This is a genomic window from Cyclonatronum proteinivorum (assembly GCF_003353065.1).
GTDB classification, from domain to species: domain Bacteria; phylum Bacteroidota; class Rhodothermia; order Balneolales; family Cyclonatronaceae; genus Cyclonatronum; species Cyclonatronum proteinivorum.
On the sequence record NZ_CP027806.1, the window covers coordinates 2,353,080 to 2,371,015 of the forward strand.

Genomic DNA, 17,936 nt, shown 5'->3' on the forward strand with positions numbered 1-17,936 from the left:
TCATGCTCAGGGTACTTAGGTACCCTTCCGCTGAGTTTTCAGCTTCGCCTTGCCAGCAGGAAAATTTCTTGGTGAATAATGCGGGTTAGATCCCGTCTCTGTCAGACGATAATCAAAATCAGTTAAAAGTACGGGTTCTAAGTGACAGACGAATATCTTTGCGTATTTTAGGCCCATATTAAAGCAAACCATTCATCTCAAAAAAATCTTTCATCGTGAGCGATCAAAAAATTATTTTTTCAATGGTTGGGGTCAGTAAAGTCCGAAAACCCAACAAGACTGTTCTCAAAGATATTTATCTCTCCTTTTTCTATGGCGCAAAAATTGGGGTACTTGGCTTAAACGGTGCCGGAAAAAGTACGCTGCTTCGCATTATTGCCGGTGAAGACAAAGACTATCTTGGCAACATAACTGTCCAAAAAGGGATTACCTTTGGTTATTTACCGCAGGAGCCTGAACTCGATCCGGAGCGTACTGTGCGTGAAATTGTGGAAGAAGGCGTGCAGGAAACCGTTGACCTGCTCAAGCAATTTGAAGCTGTAAATGCCGCTTTTGCCGAGCCGGACGCTGATTTTGAAGCCCTGATCGAAAAACAGGCCAAGCTACAGGATCGTATTGACGCGGCCGGTGCATGGGATCTTGACAGCAAGCTCGAACAGGCCATGGACGCCCTTCGTACGCCGTCCGGCGACCAGAAAGTCGGCACCCTTTCCGGTGGTGAAAAGCGCCGTGTTGCCCTCTGCCGCCTGCTGCTGAAAAAGCCGGATGTGCTCCTGCTCGATGAGCCGACCAACCACCTTGATGCCGAATCTGTCGGCTGGCTCGAACAGCACCTTGCCCGCTATGAGGGCACTGTAATCGCGGTAACCCACGACCGTTACTTCCTGGATAATGTTGCAGGCTGGATTTTGGAACTCGATCGTGGTGAGGGCATTCCGTTCAAAGGAAACTATACATCATGGCTTGAGCAAAAGTCAGAGCGACTCAAACAGGAAGAGCGCTCGGAATCGCAGCGGCAGAAAACGCTCCAAAAAGAGCTGGAGTGGATTCGCGAAAATCCCAAAGGACGCCGCACCAAGAGCAAAGCCCGTATTTCGGCCTACGAGCAAATGCTCTCCGAAGAACAGCAAAAGCGGCGCGAGGATATGGAAATATTCATTCCCGCGGGACCGCGCCTGGGGAACAAGGTGATTGTGGCCGACCAGCTGACGAAAGGTTTTGATGACAAGCTGCTGTTTGGCGATCTTGATTTCAGTCTGCCACCAGGCGGCATTGTGGGCGTAATCGGGCCAAACGGTGCTGGTAAGAGTACGCTCTTCAAAATGATCATCGGGGAGGAAAACCCTGATTCCGGGAAGCTGGACCTGGGCGAAACGGTGAAGCTTGGCTACATCGATCAGAACCGTCCGCTGGATCCTGCTAAGTCTATCTGGGAGGAAATTTCCGGCGGGCAGGATTTAATCAAGCTCGGCAACCGGGAGGTAAACTCGCGTGCTTACGTGGCGCGGTTCAACTTTTCGGGGAGTGATCAGCAAAAGAAAGTTACGGAGCTGTCTGGCGGTGAGCGCAACCGTGTGCACCTGGCCAAAATGCTGAAGGAAGGCGCGAACGTGCTGTTGCTCGATGAGCCAACCAACGACCTTGATGTCAACACCCTGCGGGCGCTTGAAGAAGCCCTGCTCGAATTTGCAGGCTGTGCTGTTGTGATATCGCACGACAGGTGGTTCCTTGATCGTATTGCCACCCACATTCTGGCTTTTGAAGGCAACAGTGAGGTTTACTGGTTTGAAGGCAACTTTGCCGAATATGAGGAAAACAAGCGTAAGCGTCTGGGAATCAGCGAAGATCAGCCGACGCGCATTCAGTACAAAAAACTAATGAGGTAATACATGACACTGCACGAACTCGCGCAACATATTGATAAACTGCAGGCCGATACGCAGCCGCGGTGGGGCAAAATGACCGCTCAGCACATGGTCGAGCACCTGACTTCTACCCTGCTGCTTGCAACCGGAAAAAATGATGTAAAGGTTTATACCCCGCAAAATCAGCTGGCGCAAATGCGGGCCTTTTTGATGAGCGACAAGCCCATTCCGCGGGGTGTTGTGAGTCCGGCTGTTGGCAGTGAGCTTCCTAAGCTGAGGAATGAGTCTTTCGAAGCTGCGGTATCGGAGTTTAAAGCGGAGCTATCCGATTTTGTGGCCTATTATGAAGCAAACCCCGAAGCCGTTCACATCAACCCTGCTTTCGGGGAGCTCAGCTTCCCGGAATGGGAACAATTTATGAAAAAGCACTTCACCCATCATTTCGAACAGTTTGGTTTGTTAGGGTGATGTTTTTTCAGGCCTGAAACGGCTTCCGTGTCTGTTCACGGAAGCCGTTTGTTTGCCTGTGCGTTAATCTCAATGAATGTATCCATGAACAAGCAACAGCTAACAGCGGCCGTGAGAGCCGAGGCTAACCGGCTCGGGTTTGAAGGGTGCGGCTTTGCGAAAGCGGGTTTTCTGGAAGACGAAGCACGGCGTTTGGAGAAATGGCTGCTTGCCGGTAAGCACGGCAAAATGCATTGGATGGAAAATCACTTCGACAAGCGCGTTGATCCGACCAAGCTGGTACCCGGTGCTAAAAGTGTGATAAGTGTGCTTTGCAGCTACCATCAGCCGGAGCTGTTTCGGGAGCATGCGTCTGATGAGGCAAACCTTCGGATTTCAAAATATGCGCTGGGTGAGGATTATCACTTTGTGCTCAAAGACAAGCTGTATCAGCTGTTCGAATTCACCAAAAAGCTGAACGGCGGACTCGAAGGCCGGGTGTTTGTCGATTCCGCACCGGTCATGGATAAAGCCTGGGCGGTAAAGTCCGGACTTGGCTGGATGGGCAAACATACCAATGTGATCAGCCGGAAAGCGGGTTCGTGTTTTTTTCTGGGCGAGATGATTGTTGACGCGGTTTTCGACTACGACAGCCCGACTACCGATCACTGTGGCAGCTGCACCCGCTGTATCGACGCCTGCCCTACCGATGCCATCACCGAGCCTTATTCCGTTGACGGCTCAAAGTGTATCTCCTACTTTACCATAGAATTGCGGGATGAAATCCCGGCAGAATATCACGACAAGCTCGGCAACTGGATCTTTGGCTGTGATATTTGTCAGGATGTCTGCCCGTGGAACCGGAAAGCGTTGCCGGGCAGCGAGCCCCGCCTGATGGCGCGCGATGAACTTTTGGGTAAAGATAAGGGGTACTGGGAAGAACTGAACCTGCAGGAGTTTCGCAGGCTGTTCAAAAAAAATCCGGTGAAGCGTACCAAGTTTGATGGCCTGAAGCGTAACATTGCAGCGGTGCGCGGTAACAAAAAAGGCAAAGACTGAGCATGCCGATTGCAGTTTAATGCGGCGTAATTCGTTTGTCCCGGAAGCTTGTAAGCGGGTTCGCGCACCTGTTTTGTGCAATGCATGACCCACATTTTCAGAATTGAAGGTTAAGAAGTCTTTGCTGTAGTGGGGTCGGTTTCAGGACCGTTTTTTTTACAGTTTTTGATTTCGGTAGGCAATAGGTCAATTGCTTGATCTCTTTTAATTCCTCTATTGCTTTCTGTGCCGATATACTGATGTTGTTAGTTTTGAGTAAGCGTTCAAGCTCCTTATAAATCATGTAGGCTGTAAAGCAAATGCATATATGTGCTTCAATACGGTTTTTGAGCCGATGATAGACCGGACGTATTCGTAAGTCTGTCTTGGAAATACGGAATGCTTTCTCAATGTGCCATAGCTGCTTGTAATGCCTGCTTACCTGCTTTGGGGTTAACTCAGTATTGGTTACATATCCTTTCAGTCCATCCCACACCTGGTCAGCCTCAAACCGCTGATAATCAATATTGATAGTGGTCTGACCTTGCAGGTTTAAATACTTATTATAGCCACGGTTATTGATATGTTCCTTGGTCAGTTTACCGGAAGAAACCTTTTTTTCGAGCCGCTCCAGACCTTTTTGACGATTTGCCTTGTCTTTTTTTGCGCGTTTAGCCGAGTAGGTAATAATAAGTCGTCCGTTGCGATGAGGTAACTCGGCTGGTTTGTCCTGGGTAACCTTAAGCTTGAGGATGCGTTGCTTAAGATTTTCTGATTCATTTTTGAGCCTTGCTCCTAAGATATACTTGTAACTGTACTCATTAAGTTTGTTGATGTTTTTTTGCGACAACAATGCTGAATCCGCTACCAAAACAGGTTTTTGAAGATCAAAGCGTTCTTCAAACGCCTGCAGAACCTTAACCAGCGTCTTCGTCTCGGCTGTACTGCCCTCAAATAGCTGATATCCTACCGGATACCCTTGTTTAGTGACCAGCAATCCAATCAAAATCTGAGGATGGCTGTGCTTACCGTCTTTGGAGTAGCCACTGACTCTAAAATCATCTTCTCTGGAAGCCTCGAAATAAAGCGTTGTCATATCATAATATACCACAGTCACCTCACCACCGACTATGCGGGTAGTATGGGCAAAACTAAGGTCTTCGACATGTGTTTTAAGCTCTGACGATAATTCGTCCATGAACCGGTAAATGGTATGCACACTAATGTTCAAATTCATGTGCCGGCTAAAGTATTGCACTGCCCTAAGCTTACTTCCCGGATATACTAAACGATATAAAACCAATGACTTAAAATACCGGTAAGAGCCGTCTTGCGGGTAACCAATATGCTGATAAATACGCCCTAAAACCTGTTCCGGTCCAACCTGCTGAAAGTCATCGACACTAAGTTCATTGACGAAATTCTCTACGACTAAATCATCAGATTCAACACACAGCTCCAAGCCCAATGTGCCTTTCATTTGCTCTATTTGAGTTTTGGCAAGCATCACCAAAAGATCTTCTTCCCGTTTAGTTTTGGCAATACCAACTGTTTTAATCACGCGATTGGAGCGATTGATCTTTTGGCAAATCTGGACACTGACCGAACCACTTCGGTTTTTATTTCTGCGGATAAACATATCTCAAATTTAGCCCGCATGACCCAAATTTGAAAATCCATTCTCCTAAACTATTGTTTCTTAATACCTCATTTTTGAAACAAAAAAGCGTGCACAAAACAGGAAGACTGAGCATGCCGATTGCAGTTTAATGCGGCGTAATTCGTTTGTCCCGGAAGCTTGTAAGCGGGTTCGCGCAGACCAAAAAGCAAGGAATTCATCTTTGATTTGGGATCTTTCAGTTTACCCGCCAAGCTCCTGATGTTCACGAAGTTTTCCCCAAAAAATATAAAAACAGGTTTCAGGAAGAAACCAGAAGTCAGGCTAAGATGTTGGTTTCGGGTACCCGCTGAGGTGGGCTACATCACGAAGCGGGTTGCAGGCTTGAGTGGCCAAATACGCGGCGCAGGATATCGGTTGTGCGTTTTACGGGGTCTTCGCGGATGGCTTTTTCTTCCTGTTCGAGTAAGGTGAAAAGGCCTTCCGTTGCGCGGACGGTGGTGTAATCTACCAAATCTGTCTGAACCGGCTGCATGAAGGGAATGCGGTTGTACTGCTGTACGATGTCGTTCCAGTAGCGGGTCGCGAGGGTGTTGTCGAGGGCCTGTGAAATGACGGGGCGAAAAAGGTTGTGCAGCTCTTCTGTTGTGGTGCGCCGGAAATAGTCTGTTGCCGCATTGTCTGCCCCGCGCAGAATTTCGAAGCCGTCCTGAATGGTCATCTGCTGCACGGCCTGACGAAAAACGGGGGCTGCCGAACGCGCGGCTTCTTCGGCAGAGCGGTTCAGGGTGGTCACGAAATCATCTACGAGACTGCCAAAGCCGAGGTCTCGTAGGGTGTTTTCTACACGCCGGGCTTCTTCGGGGAATGCGATGAAGAGGAGCTGATTGTTGGTGAAGCCGCCTTCCTGCGAAGCGGTGTCTGCGGCACGGGCTGCCCCTACTTCGAGGGCGTTTTTGAGACCGTTCACCACTTCCGTTTCCGTGAGGGGTAGCTCGCCGCCCCCGACGCCCGTCTGATCCATGAACTGCTGCAGCTCAGCGCAGGCACTTAGGAAAAAGAAAATGGAAAGAAGTGCTGCGATGGGTTTCAGATGACTGTTCATTTTGGATTTTTATTGGATTTCAAGCTGAAGGATGGTTGCGCCGCGCATGACCATGAGATCAACTTTGCTTCCGCCTGCGGCTTCCATCATTTGTTCAAACTGCGTTACTGTTTCTACCCGCAATCCGTTGATGGCCAATATAATATCATTTGAGCGTAAACCAGCACGGCGGGCGTCAGAAAAACGGCGCACCTGCGTGACCATCACCTGAAGGCCGAGCTGCTGATGGGCTTCGATGTGGAGTTCTGTAACGCTGAATCCGCGGTCGAAAGTGGCGGAGGCCGGTTCGCGTTCTGCGTCTTCTTCGGTATTCTTCTCAGCTTCACAATCGGGAGACGGCTGACCTTCTTCTGCGTCGCCTTGACCGTCCGGTCCGGGCTGCAGGATATCCGGCAGCTCATCATGGAAGGGAATCTGCAGGTCGATTCGCTCGGGCTCCGGTGCTGTCCATTCGCTGATGGCCTGATTGTCGAGCCCTGCCAGCTGAATCATTTTAATTTCTTCTTCGCCGTTGCGCCATACGGATATTTCAACGGTTTCATTTGGTCTGAACAGCGCAATCTGTGCCTGTAGCTGATTGGGTTCGTTGACATCGCGCCGGTTTACCCGCGTGATGACATCGCCTTCGCGGAGTCCGGAGAGATCGGCAGCGCCACCGGAAACGAGGCCTGAAATTTCGACGCCTTTAATGCTTGGCATATCCAGCTGACGGGCTCTTCGCTGATCTACCGAGACAATGCTCACGCCCAGAAAGGCCCGCTGCACCTGACCAAATTCCATGAGGTCGCGGGCTATTTTGAAGGCCATGTTGATGGGTATGGCAAAGCCGTAGCCCTGATTCATCCCGTTTTCAGTGGCAATGGCCGTGTTTATGCCAATCAATTCTCCGGATGTGTTTACCAGCGCGCCGCCGCTGTTTCCGCGGTTAATGGCGGCGTCGGTTTGGATGAAGCTTTCAATACGCATGCGGTCGTTGATGATTTGGACATCCCGGGATAGCGCACTCACAATTCCGGCAGTGATGGTTGAGCGGAGTCGCAGCGGGTTTCCTACCGCCATCACCCAGTCGCCAACCTGCACGTAGTCTGAGTCTCCGAGCACGATATGAGGTAAATCCCGACCTTCAATTTTGATGACCGCTAAATCAGTGGAGGGATCACGGCCAATTACGCGGGCCGGGAACTGCCGTTTGTCGTGCAGCGTAACGCGCAAATCGCGTCCGCCGGCAATGACGTGATTGTTCGTGATAATGAAGCCGTCACCGGAAATCAGCACGCCTGAGCCGACCGCATTGGAGCGACCGCGGGGCACAAACCGCTCCCAGAATTCTTCTCCGAAATTGTGGGCGTCATCATCCGGCATGGCGCTGCGTGCGCTCACGCTGGTTTCGATGTACACGACTGTCGGAATAACCTGCTGTGCTACATCCCTTGCAGAAAAAGCGGGAAAGCCGTCCAACTGCGGCGTTACTTCCGTTGCTGCGGTGCTTCGCATAACTTCTGTTATCTCCACCTGTGTAGGTACGAAAGGGGAATGGTATCCCCTGAGCATCATATACCCCATGCCTAATACCATGCCGATCATCACAAGCAAAATGGCAGTGAGTGTGATTTGATGTAGTTTCATAGTAGGATTATGGGCTTAGGCAGTCGTTGAAAATCGAATGTAGCAAAATCACAAAATCTGGTCAAAAATTGCGTCAGATTTGCGATCCCTGACACCTTCTATATGGTGTTTAAGATAGACATCTAAATGATAAACGAGGGGTTTTAATTCCTGCGCGGGCATTTCTGTGTGCGGTATTTGCGCAGATTTGCCATTTAAGGCAAGTCTGAAATAATGAATCTGCCTGGGTGTGAGCCTGAAGGAAAGGCCGTCGTCGGGCACATCCGACAAGCTGCCTGACAGTATGTTGAGGTAGAGCGCCTGCAGGCCTTCGGTTTTTATGCTTAGGTCGGGCCATTCTTCGGGGGGCTGCAAGCCAACACCCAAAATATCGGCTACGCGAATCTGCAGGTAAGGAAACAGGTTTCGGGGTTCAGCTTCGGCGGCAGACAGCCATTTCAGGAAGTTTTCACAAAAATCAAACAGCTCTTCATTGGGTTCGCCTTCCTGAATGACCTGAGAAACGAGTTCTAAAAACGCCATTGACACCGCAACACGGTCAAAATGGTTTTGAATCCGCACCGTGCTGACGCGTGTTTCCGCTTCTTTTAGGGTTTGTACGCCCCGGCTGTCTTTGTAGTAAAAAACAGCGTCGATGACTGAACCAAAGGTCATGATACCTGCAAACCGGCTTTTCGCTTTCTTAAAGCCCCTTACGAGCACACCGGCTTTCCCGTAATCGCGGGTAAACAGGGTGATGATTTTGCTGCTTTCCTTAAAATCTACAGCTTTGAGTACAATGGCAGGGGATTCAGCAAGCATAAGGGTTCCGGATGGAGGTCAGGATGTAGGTACCTGACTTAACCCGCATTATTTACAATTAAACAGGATTTATTTGCTAAGTGTACGTTTAAATATGGCTTAGCTAAAAACATCGGTAGTCAAATTTGAGTGTGGTGTAAAGACTGCGAAATTTCCTTGCCAGCAAGAAAATTTCCTGGTGAATAATGCGGGTTAATCGAATGTTATCCAGTTGCGGTCTTCCATGACCTGAATGAGTGCGGGCAGAAAGGTGAGGGCAGCAAGCAAGGTGAGGCCAATGCCGATAACCGCGAGTAAACCGATGGAGTATAGTCCCGGGTGCATGGTGAACAGGAGTCCTGCAAATCCCAGCATGGTGGTGAAGGAACCAATGCTGATGTGCTGTCCGGTACTTGAGAGTACGTTCCACATGCTTTTCGGACCTTCTTCGCGGTAACGGCTGGCCAAGTGCACGCCGTTATCGTTGCCGATACCAAGTATGGCAGGCAGCGTGACAAGGTTATAAAAGTTGAAGCTGAGCCCGAAGATAATCATCACAAAAAACAGCCACGACAAGCCCACGACAAGGGGCAGCATGGAAATCAGGGTCCAGCGGAAAGAGCGGAAGGAGAAGTACATCATCAGCATGATCATCAGGAAGGTAGCCGTAACCATGATGAAGCTTTCATCGGTCATCAGCATGAGCATGGAGGCGGCAACCAAGCTGGTACTTGCGCTGGTGAAGACGCGGCCGTCTGCAACTTCTATCTGACCGATTTCCTGCTTAAAGGCAATGGAGTTTCGGCCGTCTCCCAGACTGACGTTGGGATAAATCATCACAAACTGACCGATTTCCCCGTCTCTTGTGACAAATCGTTGCGTGAGGAAATCGGGCAGGAGCGCAAAATCGAGAGGTTCGGTTGCCTGCGCGGCCCGTCGCAGGCGGTCGAGGCCTTCATCCTGCTGATCCCGTAAAAAGGGATCGTTGAGCAATTCCCTGACTTCCGCAAGTCTTGAAAGCTTGTGCTGCTCGGCCTGTTCATTAATCGGGAAGCGCTCCTGAAGGGCTTCAAATTCGAGGATAAGGGTCTCTTCCCCGCTTTCGGCCCTGAGATTGCGCAGGGCACTTAAAATCAGGTCTACATCTTCGTAGGAGTCAGCCACAACGTATGCGGGATTGCGCCGCTCCGATGAGGAGCCTTCGGCTTCACGACTAAGTTCGCGGAAAGCTTCAAACTCAGGGAAGGCCGGTTCAAGCTCGCTGAAGTTGTATTCAAAATTGAGCTTTTCGGTATTAAACAGCACGAAAATGATGATAATCGCGCCAACGGCAACCGTTGTACGCGCAAAGGGATAGCGCTTAGGCGCCTTGCGGACGATGGGCTCAGGCGCCGTGTTGGAATTGATCAGAATCCAGTTGAAGCGCTCAAAGAGCACGATAAAGGCAGGGAGCAAATACATCATGCTCAGGTACGCAAGCACAATGCCCAGTCCTGAAATAAAACCGAATTCGGAAAACCCGCGGAAATCGGCATAGATCAGGACGAAGAGCGCGATGGCGGTTGTAATCGCGGAAGTCATGATGGCACGGCCGGATGAAGCATAGGTCGATTCCAGCGCTTCAACGACACTCTCGCCGGAAGTCCGTTTTTCCAGATAGCGGGCGTAAAAATGAATGCCGTAGTCTATTCCCAATCCGAACAGGATCACAAACAGAACCGATGTCATGGTATTCAGGCTTTCCAGCACCAGGGCCGTGATTCCAAACGTGACCAGCAAACTGATGATGAGCGGAACGCCGATGAGTGCTACCGGAACCGGTGCCCGTTTGACGTGCGAGAAAAAGCCTTTGCGGCGCTCAGATTCCGGTCCGCGCTTATAATTGATGAAGGTTTTCCAGAAAAAGTATATCAGCACCATGAGAAGCACACTGCCGATCCCGGTTGAAAAGCTGTTGATCACATCGTCCATTATGCTGTCAATTTCCATCAGGTGACGCTTCAGCCGCCCCCCTGCCATGACCTGCATTTCCGGATTAAAACCCGCGGGGTTCATTTCGGCGATTAGTGCGTCGTACTCCCGAAACAAGCTGCGCAGAAAACTGAGATCGCTGCGTGAGCCGGTCGGAATAAAGCGTAACAGCATAGAAGTGCTGTCCGGACTGATCGGATAGCGGTCCGGAATCAGTTCGCTGTATAAATCTTCAAATGCCCGGCCGCGGCTTTCGTCTTCCTCATCGTCATCCCAATCATCCTCAAAATCTACAAAAAAAGGATTGGCCTCGAGTTTGGCGTCTTCAATTTCGTCTTCCAAAAACCAAATCAGCTCATCAAGCTCAGCGTCGGTTGCCAGGTAAAGCGCATAATCTTTAAGTATGTCAACTTCTTTGATGAATTCATATCTCGAAAAGAAAGGCAGCCCGTTGCGCGGATCCGTCAGCTCCATGCTGCGCGGGATGATGGCTTCAGCAAACCGCAGATTGTCTTCAAAGCTGGGGGAATGTATGACAACCTGCATTTCCGTTTCACCCCCTACCCGCTCCTGCAGCGTTTCAAGTGCTACAACACTGGGATGTGTTGAAGGGAGCAAATTGGCGATATCCGTATCAACCTGCAGCCTTGTTGCAAAAAACACGGCAACAATGGAAATTAAAATAGCCCAGGTGACTGTAAATTTAGGATGATTGTAATTGTAGCGGAGTACGGGCCGCAGAAAATTCAGGATGTAATCCATACATGAAATTCAGGTACACGATACCTGCGTAATGGTTTGGACAGGGTGATGGGGAAATGGAATAAAAAAAGGTTGCGCAAATGAGCTTGAGAATGATGTAGCGGGATAACACCTAAGCACACAAAATCATTTTGCAGGTCATTCCGGACTAAGCCGTGCCGGGATTTCGGATCGACTGACTGCCGAACGCATGAAGGTAAGAAACATTTCGCTGAATAGGGAAGTCCGGCTGCATGCTACAAAAAAGCTTCGGGGGCAGGATACAAATGATCAGCATTGCTTTTTTCAATTTGAAGCCTCGTTTTACGCAATTCCGTGAGTTTTCGGAAAAGGCTTGTTCGGTTGTCGTCATCGGCATAGTTGAGCTGCTGATTGACCTCTTCAATCTGATCTGCAAGGTACTGCAGAGCAAGGGCTTTAACGGAACCGCGGGCTGTGGCATAAGGATCTGTGTCGCGGCGGATACTGCGTTCCCGTTTTTCATTTCCCCGCTCGGAAACCATGTGCTGTTCTATAAAAACTTCGCTCACAAGTTTGGGAAAGGGCGGCTCCATGCCGGTAAAATACTCGATAGTGGCTGGGATTTCATTTTCATAGCATGTGGTGATGGCTTCATAAAACTGACGAAGCTCCCCGTCTGTAAAATAATCCGGACCGATCAGGTTTCCGACGTAGTAAATCATGTCGTCGCCGTGTTCTATCATCAGCCGGATGATTTCTTTTTCAGCTGCCGGTCGACGAACAGATCTCCTGCTTCCTGTTCGGGCTATGGGTGCTGCTGATGACGTTTGCACACCTTGGGATGTTGATCCCGCTTCTGCCGGTGACTGTGTTTGTCCTGCATTTTCGCGCAGCTGCGCACGACGCTCCCGGTCAGCTGCCCGCGCATATTCCTGCGTAACTTCGGCTTTCAGATGCGAAAGCTCGGCATAAAGCGCCCGTTCACCGATCCCGGTTAGCCTGCGGAGATGACCTACCAGGGTTTCCCGAAGCACCTGATCGGTTACCCGCGCAACAGAGCCCAGAATCCGGCTTACAACCTGCTTGCGGCGCAGGGGATCGTCCCACTCCCCCTGGCGCTCAGCATGCTGCACCATGAAGCTGATAAAATCTTTGGCTTCTTTTTTGGCATAGTTGATGAAAGATTCCGCGCCAAACTGCTGCACAAAAGAGTCGGGATCTTCGCCTTCCGGCAGGTGCATAAGCCGCACGTGCAAACCTGCCTGCAGGGCGACATCCAGCCCGCGGAGCATGGCGTTCTGCCCGGCATTATCTGCGTCGTACACCATCAGAAGGTTCGATGAATAGTTGGCAAGCCGCCGCATTTGTTCCGGTGTTATGCTTGTGCCGCTTGTTGCAATCACATTGGGAACACCGTGCTGCCAAAGCGAAATAACATCCATGTACCCTTCCACTAAAATACTCTGATCGTGGCGTCTTATCTCATTGCGCGACAGGTGGATACCGTATATTACTTCACTTTTGTTATAGACTTTTGTTTGCGGTGAGTTGATATATTTGGGACCTTTTCCGCCCTCCATAATCCTTCCGCCAAACCCGATGACTTTGCCGGATGGGGAAAAGATGGGAAACATCAGCCGGCGCCGAAAGGTATCGTAGGGCTGCTGATTGTTCTCGCTGTATTTGATAAGGCCGGCTTCGTGCAGGTAGTTTTCGTTGATCCCGCTGCTGATAGCGTGCCGGTAAAAGTGGTCGAATCCCTCGGGGGCGTAGCCTATGCCCCACTTCCGTATGGTTGCCGCATTCAGGCCGCGCTGCCCCACATAATCACGCGCAGCGGCAGCTGTTTCTTCGCCGGTTAGGGTATGATGGTAGTACACCCCTGCAAAGCGCAGGGCATGATATACGCCTTCAATGAGCTGTGTCTGCGCGTCGGCGGAGTCGCTGCTTTCTTCTTCCGGAAGCTCAATATTGTAGCGGGCAGCAAGTGTGCGCATGGCTTCAACAAAGCCAACGCCTTCCATTTTCATCACGAAATTGAACACGTCACCGCCTTCCCCGCAACCGAAGCACTTGAAAATGCCTAGCCTTGGGGTCACATAAAACGAAGGCGTTTTTTCATTGTGAAACGGGCAGAGTCCGGTAAAGGCAGCTCCGGCCTTTTTGAGCTTTACATAATCAGACACGACATCCACAATATCTGCAGTGTCTCTGATTTCTTCTTTTTTGTGATCGGTTATTCGCGCAGCTGCCATGATTTAAAATAGAAAGATTTGAAGGTGAACCGCTATTTTATTGGCCTTCATTCATTCAAAAAATATGACCCATGTCAACCAGCGGATTTAATCCGGAGACGTACCGCAGGCATTTTCCGCACCTCCATGATGGCGGTATTTATTTTAATCACGCGGCCCTTTCTCCCCTGCCGAGTGCTACCGTTAAGGCTGTTACCCAAAGCCTTGAGCGCAGGCAGCACATGCCGGTGGATGACTTCATGGATACAGATTGGCCGGTGATGGCACAAACCCGGGAACAGCTCGCTGCACTTACAGGGGCTTCCGGACCTGACCGGATTGCTTTTATGCCTAATACAAGCTTCGCGCTCAGTATTATTGCTAATGGCTTTGCTTTTGAAAAGGGGGATGAAGTTTTGGTTTTTCAGGACGAGTTCCCGAGCAATGTGTATCCCTGGCTGTTGCAGGAAGCACGCGGGGTGAAGGTGCGGTGTTTCAGCGGCACAAACGGCTGTTTTACACCTGATGATGTTGCTGTCGCCCTCACAAGCCATACCCGGATTTTTGCTGTCAGCGCCGTGCAGTTTCTCAGCGGCTTCCGGGCGGACCTCTCCTCAATTGCTAAGCTGTGCCGCGCCAACGGTACTTTTCTGGTCGTCGACGCCATTCAGGCGTTGGGACACAGTCCCGTTTCAGCGGAAGCGGATGGGATTGACGCACTTTGTGCAGGCTGTCACAAATGGCTGATGACACCGCAGGGGCTCGGTTTTCTTTATCTGAGTGAAGCCTTTCAGGATCGTATTGCTGTCACGGCCAAAGGCTGGCTTTCGGTCGCTTCTGTCTGGGATCTTTTCGATACACATCAGCCGCTGAATGCCGGCATGTCGCGGTTTGAGCCCGGCACCTTCAATTTGCCGGCCATACACGGCCTTCACAAAAGCCTTGAGCTGCTGACCGAAACAGGTCCGGAGAACATCCGCAGACACGTGCTTGCGCTTGGCGCTGCATTACATACGCAGCTCGAAGATACTCCCCTGAAGCGCTACGGTCCGGCTGAAGAAACAAAGCGCTCGGCCATTATCACTTTCCGTCTGCCCGAACATACAGACACCGCTATGTTCGGAAAACGCCTGGCAGAAAAAGGGCTTATTGGTTCGGTCAGGAATGGTTTGCTTCGCTTTTCGCCTTATTTTTACAATACCCAAGCCGAAGTCAGTAAAGCGGCTGATATCATCAAAGACGTCCTCCTCCAAAATTAACCAAGCCTGAAAATGCCGCACGAAAAGCTGCTAAACCTGATGAAGGAAATCGGAATTGTTGCCAAAATGACGGTCAAAGAGTGGCTTGATGACAACATGATGTTACACGCTGCCGGCCTGGCTTTCTACACGATTTTCAGCCTGGCACCGCTGCTTATTTTGGTGATTGCCTTCACAGGCTTCATTTTTGGTGAACAGGCCGCTTCCGGACAGTTGAGCCTGTACATGGAAGAAGTTATTGGTGCTGAACTGGCCAACACCGTGCAGAATTTCGTGAATGCCGTATCGCAGACCGGTCAGGGCACGTTTGCCACCATCACGAGTACTATTGTCTTGATTTTTGCCGCTACGACCGTGTTGACGCAGCTAAAGGAATCGCTCAACACCATTTGGGATGTGGATAAAAGCAAGCGACAGCCCATCAAAATGTTTTTCATCAACCGCCTGCTGGGTTTTCTGCTGATCATTATTTTTTCGCTGCTGCTTATTTCAACCTTCTTCATTTCAACGCTGGTCTCATTTATCAGCCCGTTTCTTGAAGAAATATTTCCCGCCGGCATACGGATTTATTTTATCATCAATGGCTTCATCTTTCTGTCGATCTCTACAATCCTGTTCTCGATCATTTACCGGCTGCTGCCTGATATTCAGGTAAGATGGTCTGATGTACTCCCCGGTGCTTTTATTACGTCCGTTCTCTTTTTGCTGGGGCGAACCGCTGTGAGCTTTTACCTGAGTAATGCCGCAATGGCCTCGACCTACGGTGCGGCTGGCTCTTTCGTTATTTTTCTGATTTGGGTGTATTACAACGTGATGGTGATTTTTCTCGGCGCAGAGTTCACACAGATCTGGACCAAACGCTACGGTTCGGATATTAAGCCGGGTATGTTTCTGAAAAAAGACTGAAGGTCTGGAATTCGTATTAGCGGTGAGCGCAGGATTTAGCCTGCCGCAAAAAGGGCCATGCTTGCAGCACTAAAAAGAAATCCGGCAATCATGGAAACTACGCCGTAGCTTTTGGGAACACGAAAATCTTCGAGCTCTTCCATGCTTTTGAACTGCCGTATCATCAACAGGCTGCTGATGAATCCGGCAGCTACATAGGCGACAAAAAAAGCGGGCATAAACAGGTAAATTCCATACAGCTCTTCAGTGAAAAGATAGACAAGACTGATTACCATCCACATCAGTTCTACGGCAGAAACAAAGTTTGAAAATCGGTTGGTTCTGCCTTCATCAATAAGAATTTTAAGGCCTTCAGCGGTAATCAGGGCGCCAACGAGAATGCTTACGGGGGTGTAAAGCATGGAATGGGTTGCTCAAGTTATTAAAGTGTCAGAGAAATTCAGAATGGATCAGCTTAGGGCGCAAGACGCTGTTTTTTCCAGACAGCGGGGTTTGTCTCATCCTGAATAAAAACAATGCGGTCGTGCAGACGTCCGGTTCGCCCCTGCCAGAATTCCCAGTAACGCGGTCTGATCCGGTAGCCTCCCCAGTTTTCCGGCCGCTTAAGGGTTTCACCCGTGTCTTGAAGGCTCGTTTTGAGTACATCCTGTTTCTGCTCCAGCCACTGCCGGCTTTCGACAACGCGGCTTTGGGGCGAAATGACCGCGCTGAGATTGCTTTCTGTCGGACGTGCATTGAAATAGGCGTCCGATTCTTTCCTACTTATGCGCTCGGCCTGTCCTTCCGCGCGAAGCTGCCGGAAAGATTCCGGCCAGTTGAAGGTGAGACTGACTTCGGGATTCGCTTCAATCTGCCGCGCCTTATCGCTTTCATAATTGGTGTAAAACACCAGTCCGCGCTCATCGAAGCCTTTGAGCAATACAACGCGTCCATGCGGACGGTTGTCAGAGACCGTTGACAGCACAAAGGCATTGGCGTCGAACAGGCTTTGTTCGGCAGCTTCGGCATACCATTGTTCAAACAGCTGAAGCGGGTCATCGCCTGCGATTTCTTCGGTAAGCGGTTCGCCCGTGTACTCGCGACGCATGGCTGCGACTGCGGTTCGCCAGGATTGGACATCGCGTTTTGAAAACCAGTTTTTAATGGGCTTAAGCAAAATCGGGGTAAGGTAAGGTGAGAGAAAGTCTGAACATCCGTGTTTGCTTAGCCAAGCGCGTATAGTTCCTGATCGTTAAAGTTGAGTAGGGCTTCTATAATGGGCGCCGCGGTATCATGCTCCATCAGCTCGAGACGCAGTTTTTTGCCGTTACGAATGCCTTTGAGATAGTTGCCGTAGTGCTTTTTCATGGTGATGACACCATATTTTTCACCGTGATGAATAACCGAAGCCTTCAGCTGTTCAGCGCAGATTTCCATCCGCTCCTGCAGGCTGGGTTCGGGCAGCATTTCACCGGTTGCGAGATAGACCTTCATTTGCCTGAAAATCCAGGGATTGCCGATTGCGGCCCGGCCAATCATCACGCCATCTACCCCTGTCGTGTCAAACACATGCTTCGCTTCCTGCGGTGTTGTGATATCGCCATTGCCGATAATGGGAATGGTGAGACCGGGTGTATCTTTGAGAAGCTTCAGGTATTCCCAGCGGGCCGTTCCTTTGTAGCCTTGCGCGCGGGTTCGGCAGTGTACCGTGAGCGCCTTAACGCCCAGCCGCTGCAGCATAAGCGCAACCTCCTGAATCCGGATCGTCTCCTCATCCCATCCCAGTCGTGTTTTCACGGTGACGGGCAGCCCGGTAGCTTCGACAACTTTTTCCGTCATTCGCTCCATCAGACCCAGATCGCGCAAACAGGCAGAGCCGGCATTTTTCTTCACAATTTTATAAACCGGACAGCCGAAGTTTATATCAACAAGATCGGGCTTGCTCGCCTCCGCAATTTGCGCGGCGCCTTCCATGGCCTCTTCCCTGCCCCCGAAAATCTGAATGCCAAATGGGCGCTCCATCTCTTCGAACCGCATTTTGTGCATGGATTTATCAGAATCACGGATGATGGCTTCAGAGCTGATGAATTCTGTGTACACCATATCAGCACCCAGCCGCTTGCACATCTGACGGAAGGGGGAGTCACTTACGTCCTCCATAGGTGCAAGAATTACAGGTCTTTCGGGGAGATTGATCGGGCCAATTTGCATATCAAAAAAAACTAAACAGTAAACAGAAAGCCGGTTCAGTCGGGTGCTGATCCGGAAAATGCATAATCACCTAAAATAAGCATTTTTAAGGGTGAATGCAGGCAAAGGCTTACCCGGATCACTGCACGAGCATGCCATCCAAAAAAGCGCTACGAACCAAAACAGGGTATTCGC

Annotated in this window: 14 protein-coding genes; 5 read left to right on the forward strand and 9 right to left on the reverse strand. The window is 50.3% G+C overall.

From position 1 onward, the window contains the following. Positions 1 to 215 precede the first annotated feature (215 nt). The 3 genes from ettA (at position 216) to queG (ending at position 3,371) form a co-directional block, all read left to right on the forward strand. On the forward strand, positions 216 to 1,886 hold the full coding sequence (gene ettA / locus CYPRO_RS09135; RefSeq protein WP_114984327.1) for an energy-dependent translational throttle protein EttA: 1,671 nt from the start codon (positions 216 to 218) through the stop codon (positions 1,884 to 1,886). Between the two features lie 3 nt (positions 1,887 to 1,889). Next, positions 1,890 to 2,333, forward strand: a complete 444-nt coding sequence (locus CYPRO_RS09140; RefSeq protein WP_114984328.1) for a DUF1569 domain-containing protein — start codon at positions 1,890 to 1,892, stop codon at positions 2,331 to 2,333. 84 nt (positions 2,334 to 2,417) lie between these two features. Continuing rightward, positions 2,418 to 3,371: a tRNA epoxyqueuosine(34) reductase QueG gene (queG, locus tag CYPRO_RS09145; protein ID WP_240644718.1), complete on the forward strand. Its 954-nt coding sequence runs from the start codon at positions 2,418 to 2,420 to the stop codon at positions 3,369 to 3,371. Between the two features lie 97 nt (positions 3,372 to 3,468). Here queG and CYPRO_RS09150 read toward each other — a convergent pair whose 3' ends face one another. The 6 genes from CYPRO_RS09150 to dnaG all read right to left on the reverse strand — a co-directional run bounded on the left by CYPRO_RS09150 (position 3,469) and on the right by dnaG (position 13,428). After that, the gene (locus tag CYPRO_RS09150) at positions 3,469 to 4,989 is read right to left on the reverse strand and encodes an IS1634 family transposase (protein WP_114984330.1); all 1,521 of its coding nucleotides are present in this window, start codon (positions 4,987 to 4,989) and stop codon (positions 3,469 to 3,471) included. 343 nt (positions 4,990 to 5,332) lie between these two features. Then, positions 5,333 to 6,073, reverse strand: a complete 741-nt coding sequence (locus CYPRO_RS09155) for a DUF4197 domain-containing protein (protein WP_114984331.1) — start codon at positions 6,071 to 6,073, stop codon at positions 5,333 to 5,335. Positions 6,074 to 6,082: 9 nt separating this feature from the next. Beyond that, complete coding sequence (locus CYPRO_RS09160) at positions 6,083 to 7,699, reverse strand: trypsin-like peptidase domain-containing protein (RefSeq protein WP_114984332.1); 1,617 nt, start codon at positions 7,697 to 7,699, stop codon at positions 6,083 to 6,085. Between the two features lie 48 nt (positions 7,700 to 7,747). Next, the gene (gene recO / locus CYPRO_RS09165) at positions 7,748 to 8,500 is read right to left on the reverse strand and encodes a DNA repair protein RecO (RefSeq protein ID WP_114984333.1); all 753 of its coding nucleotides are present in this window, start codon (positions 8,498 to 8,500) and stop codon (positions 7,748 to 7,750) included. 192 nt (positions 8,501 to 8,692) lie between these two features. Further along, entirely contained in the window at positions 8,693 to 11,212 is a 2,520-nt protein-coding gene (locus tag CYPRO_RS09170; RefSeq protein WP_114984334.1) for an efflux RND transporter permease subunit, read from the reverse strand. Between the two features lie 236 nt (positions 11,213 to 11,448). Beyond that, positions 11,449 to 13,428 carry a DNA primase gene (dnaG, locus tag CYPRO_RS09175; RefSeq protein ID WP_114984335.1) on the reverse strand — a complete coding sequence of 660 codons (1,980 nt, stop codon included), beginning with the start codon at positions 13,426 to 13,428 and terminating at the stop codon, positions 11,449 to 11,451. Between the two features lie 71 nt (positions 13,429 to 13,499). Here dnaG and CYPRO_RS09180 point away from each other — a divergent pair, with 71 nt between their 5' ends. Both CYPRO_RS09180 and CYPRO_RS09185 read left to right on the forward strand, forming a co-directional pair. Beyond that, the gene (locus CYPRO_RS09180; protein ID WP_114984336.1) at positions 13,500 to 14,666 is read left to right on the forward strand and encodes an aminotransferase class V-fold PLP-dependent enzyme; all 1,167 of its coding nucleotides are present in this window, start codon (positions 13,500 to 13,502) and stop codon (positions 14,664 to 14,666) included. 12 nt (positions 14,667 to 14,678) lie between these two features. Beyond that, a complete protein-coding gene (locus tag CYPRO_RS09185; RefSeq protein WP_114984337.1) occupies positions 14,679 to 15,572 on the forward strand; it encodes a YihY/virulence factor BrkB family protein in 894 nt (297 codons plus the stop codon). Between the two features lie 35 nt (positions 15,573 to 15,607). On the opposite strand, the gene CYPRO_RS09190 is transcribed toward CYPRO_RS09185, so the two are convergent. From CYPRO_RS09190 to dusB, 3 genes are read right to left on the reverse strand one after another with little or no spacing between them, the layout of a single operon-like run. Continuing rightward, complete coding sequence (locus tag CYPRO_RS09190) at positions 15,608 to 15,973, reverse strand: hypothetical protein (protein ID WP_114984338.1); 366 nt, start codon at positions 15,971 to 15,973, stop codon at positions 15,608 to 15,610. Positions 15,974 to 16,026: 53 nt separating this feature from the next. After that, positions 16,027 to 16,728: a pyridoxamine 5'-phosphate oxidase gene (gene pdxH / locus CYPRO_RS09195; protein WP_240644719.1), complete on the reverse strand. Its 702-nt coding sequence runs from the start codon at positions 16,726 to 16,728 to the stop codon at positions 16,027 to 16,029. 47 nt (positions 16,729 to 16,775) lie between these two features. Further along, on the reverse strand, positions 16,776 to 17,762 hold the full coding sequence (gene dusB / locus CYPRO_RS09200; RefSeq protein WP_114984339.1) for a tRNA dihydrouridine synthase DusB: 987 nt from the start codon (positions 17,760 to 17,762) through the stop codon (positions 16,776 to 16,778). Positions 17,763 to 17,936: the final 174 nt, after the last annotated feature.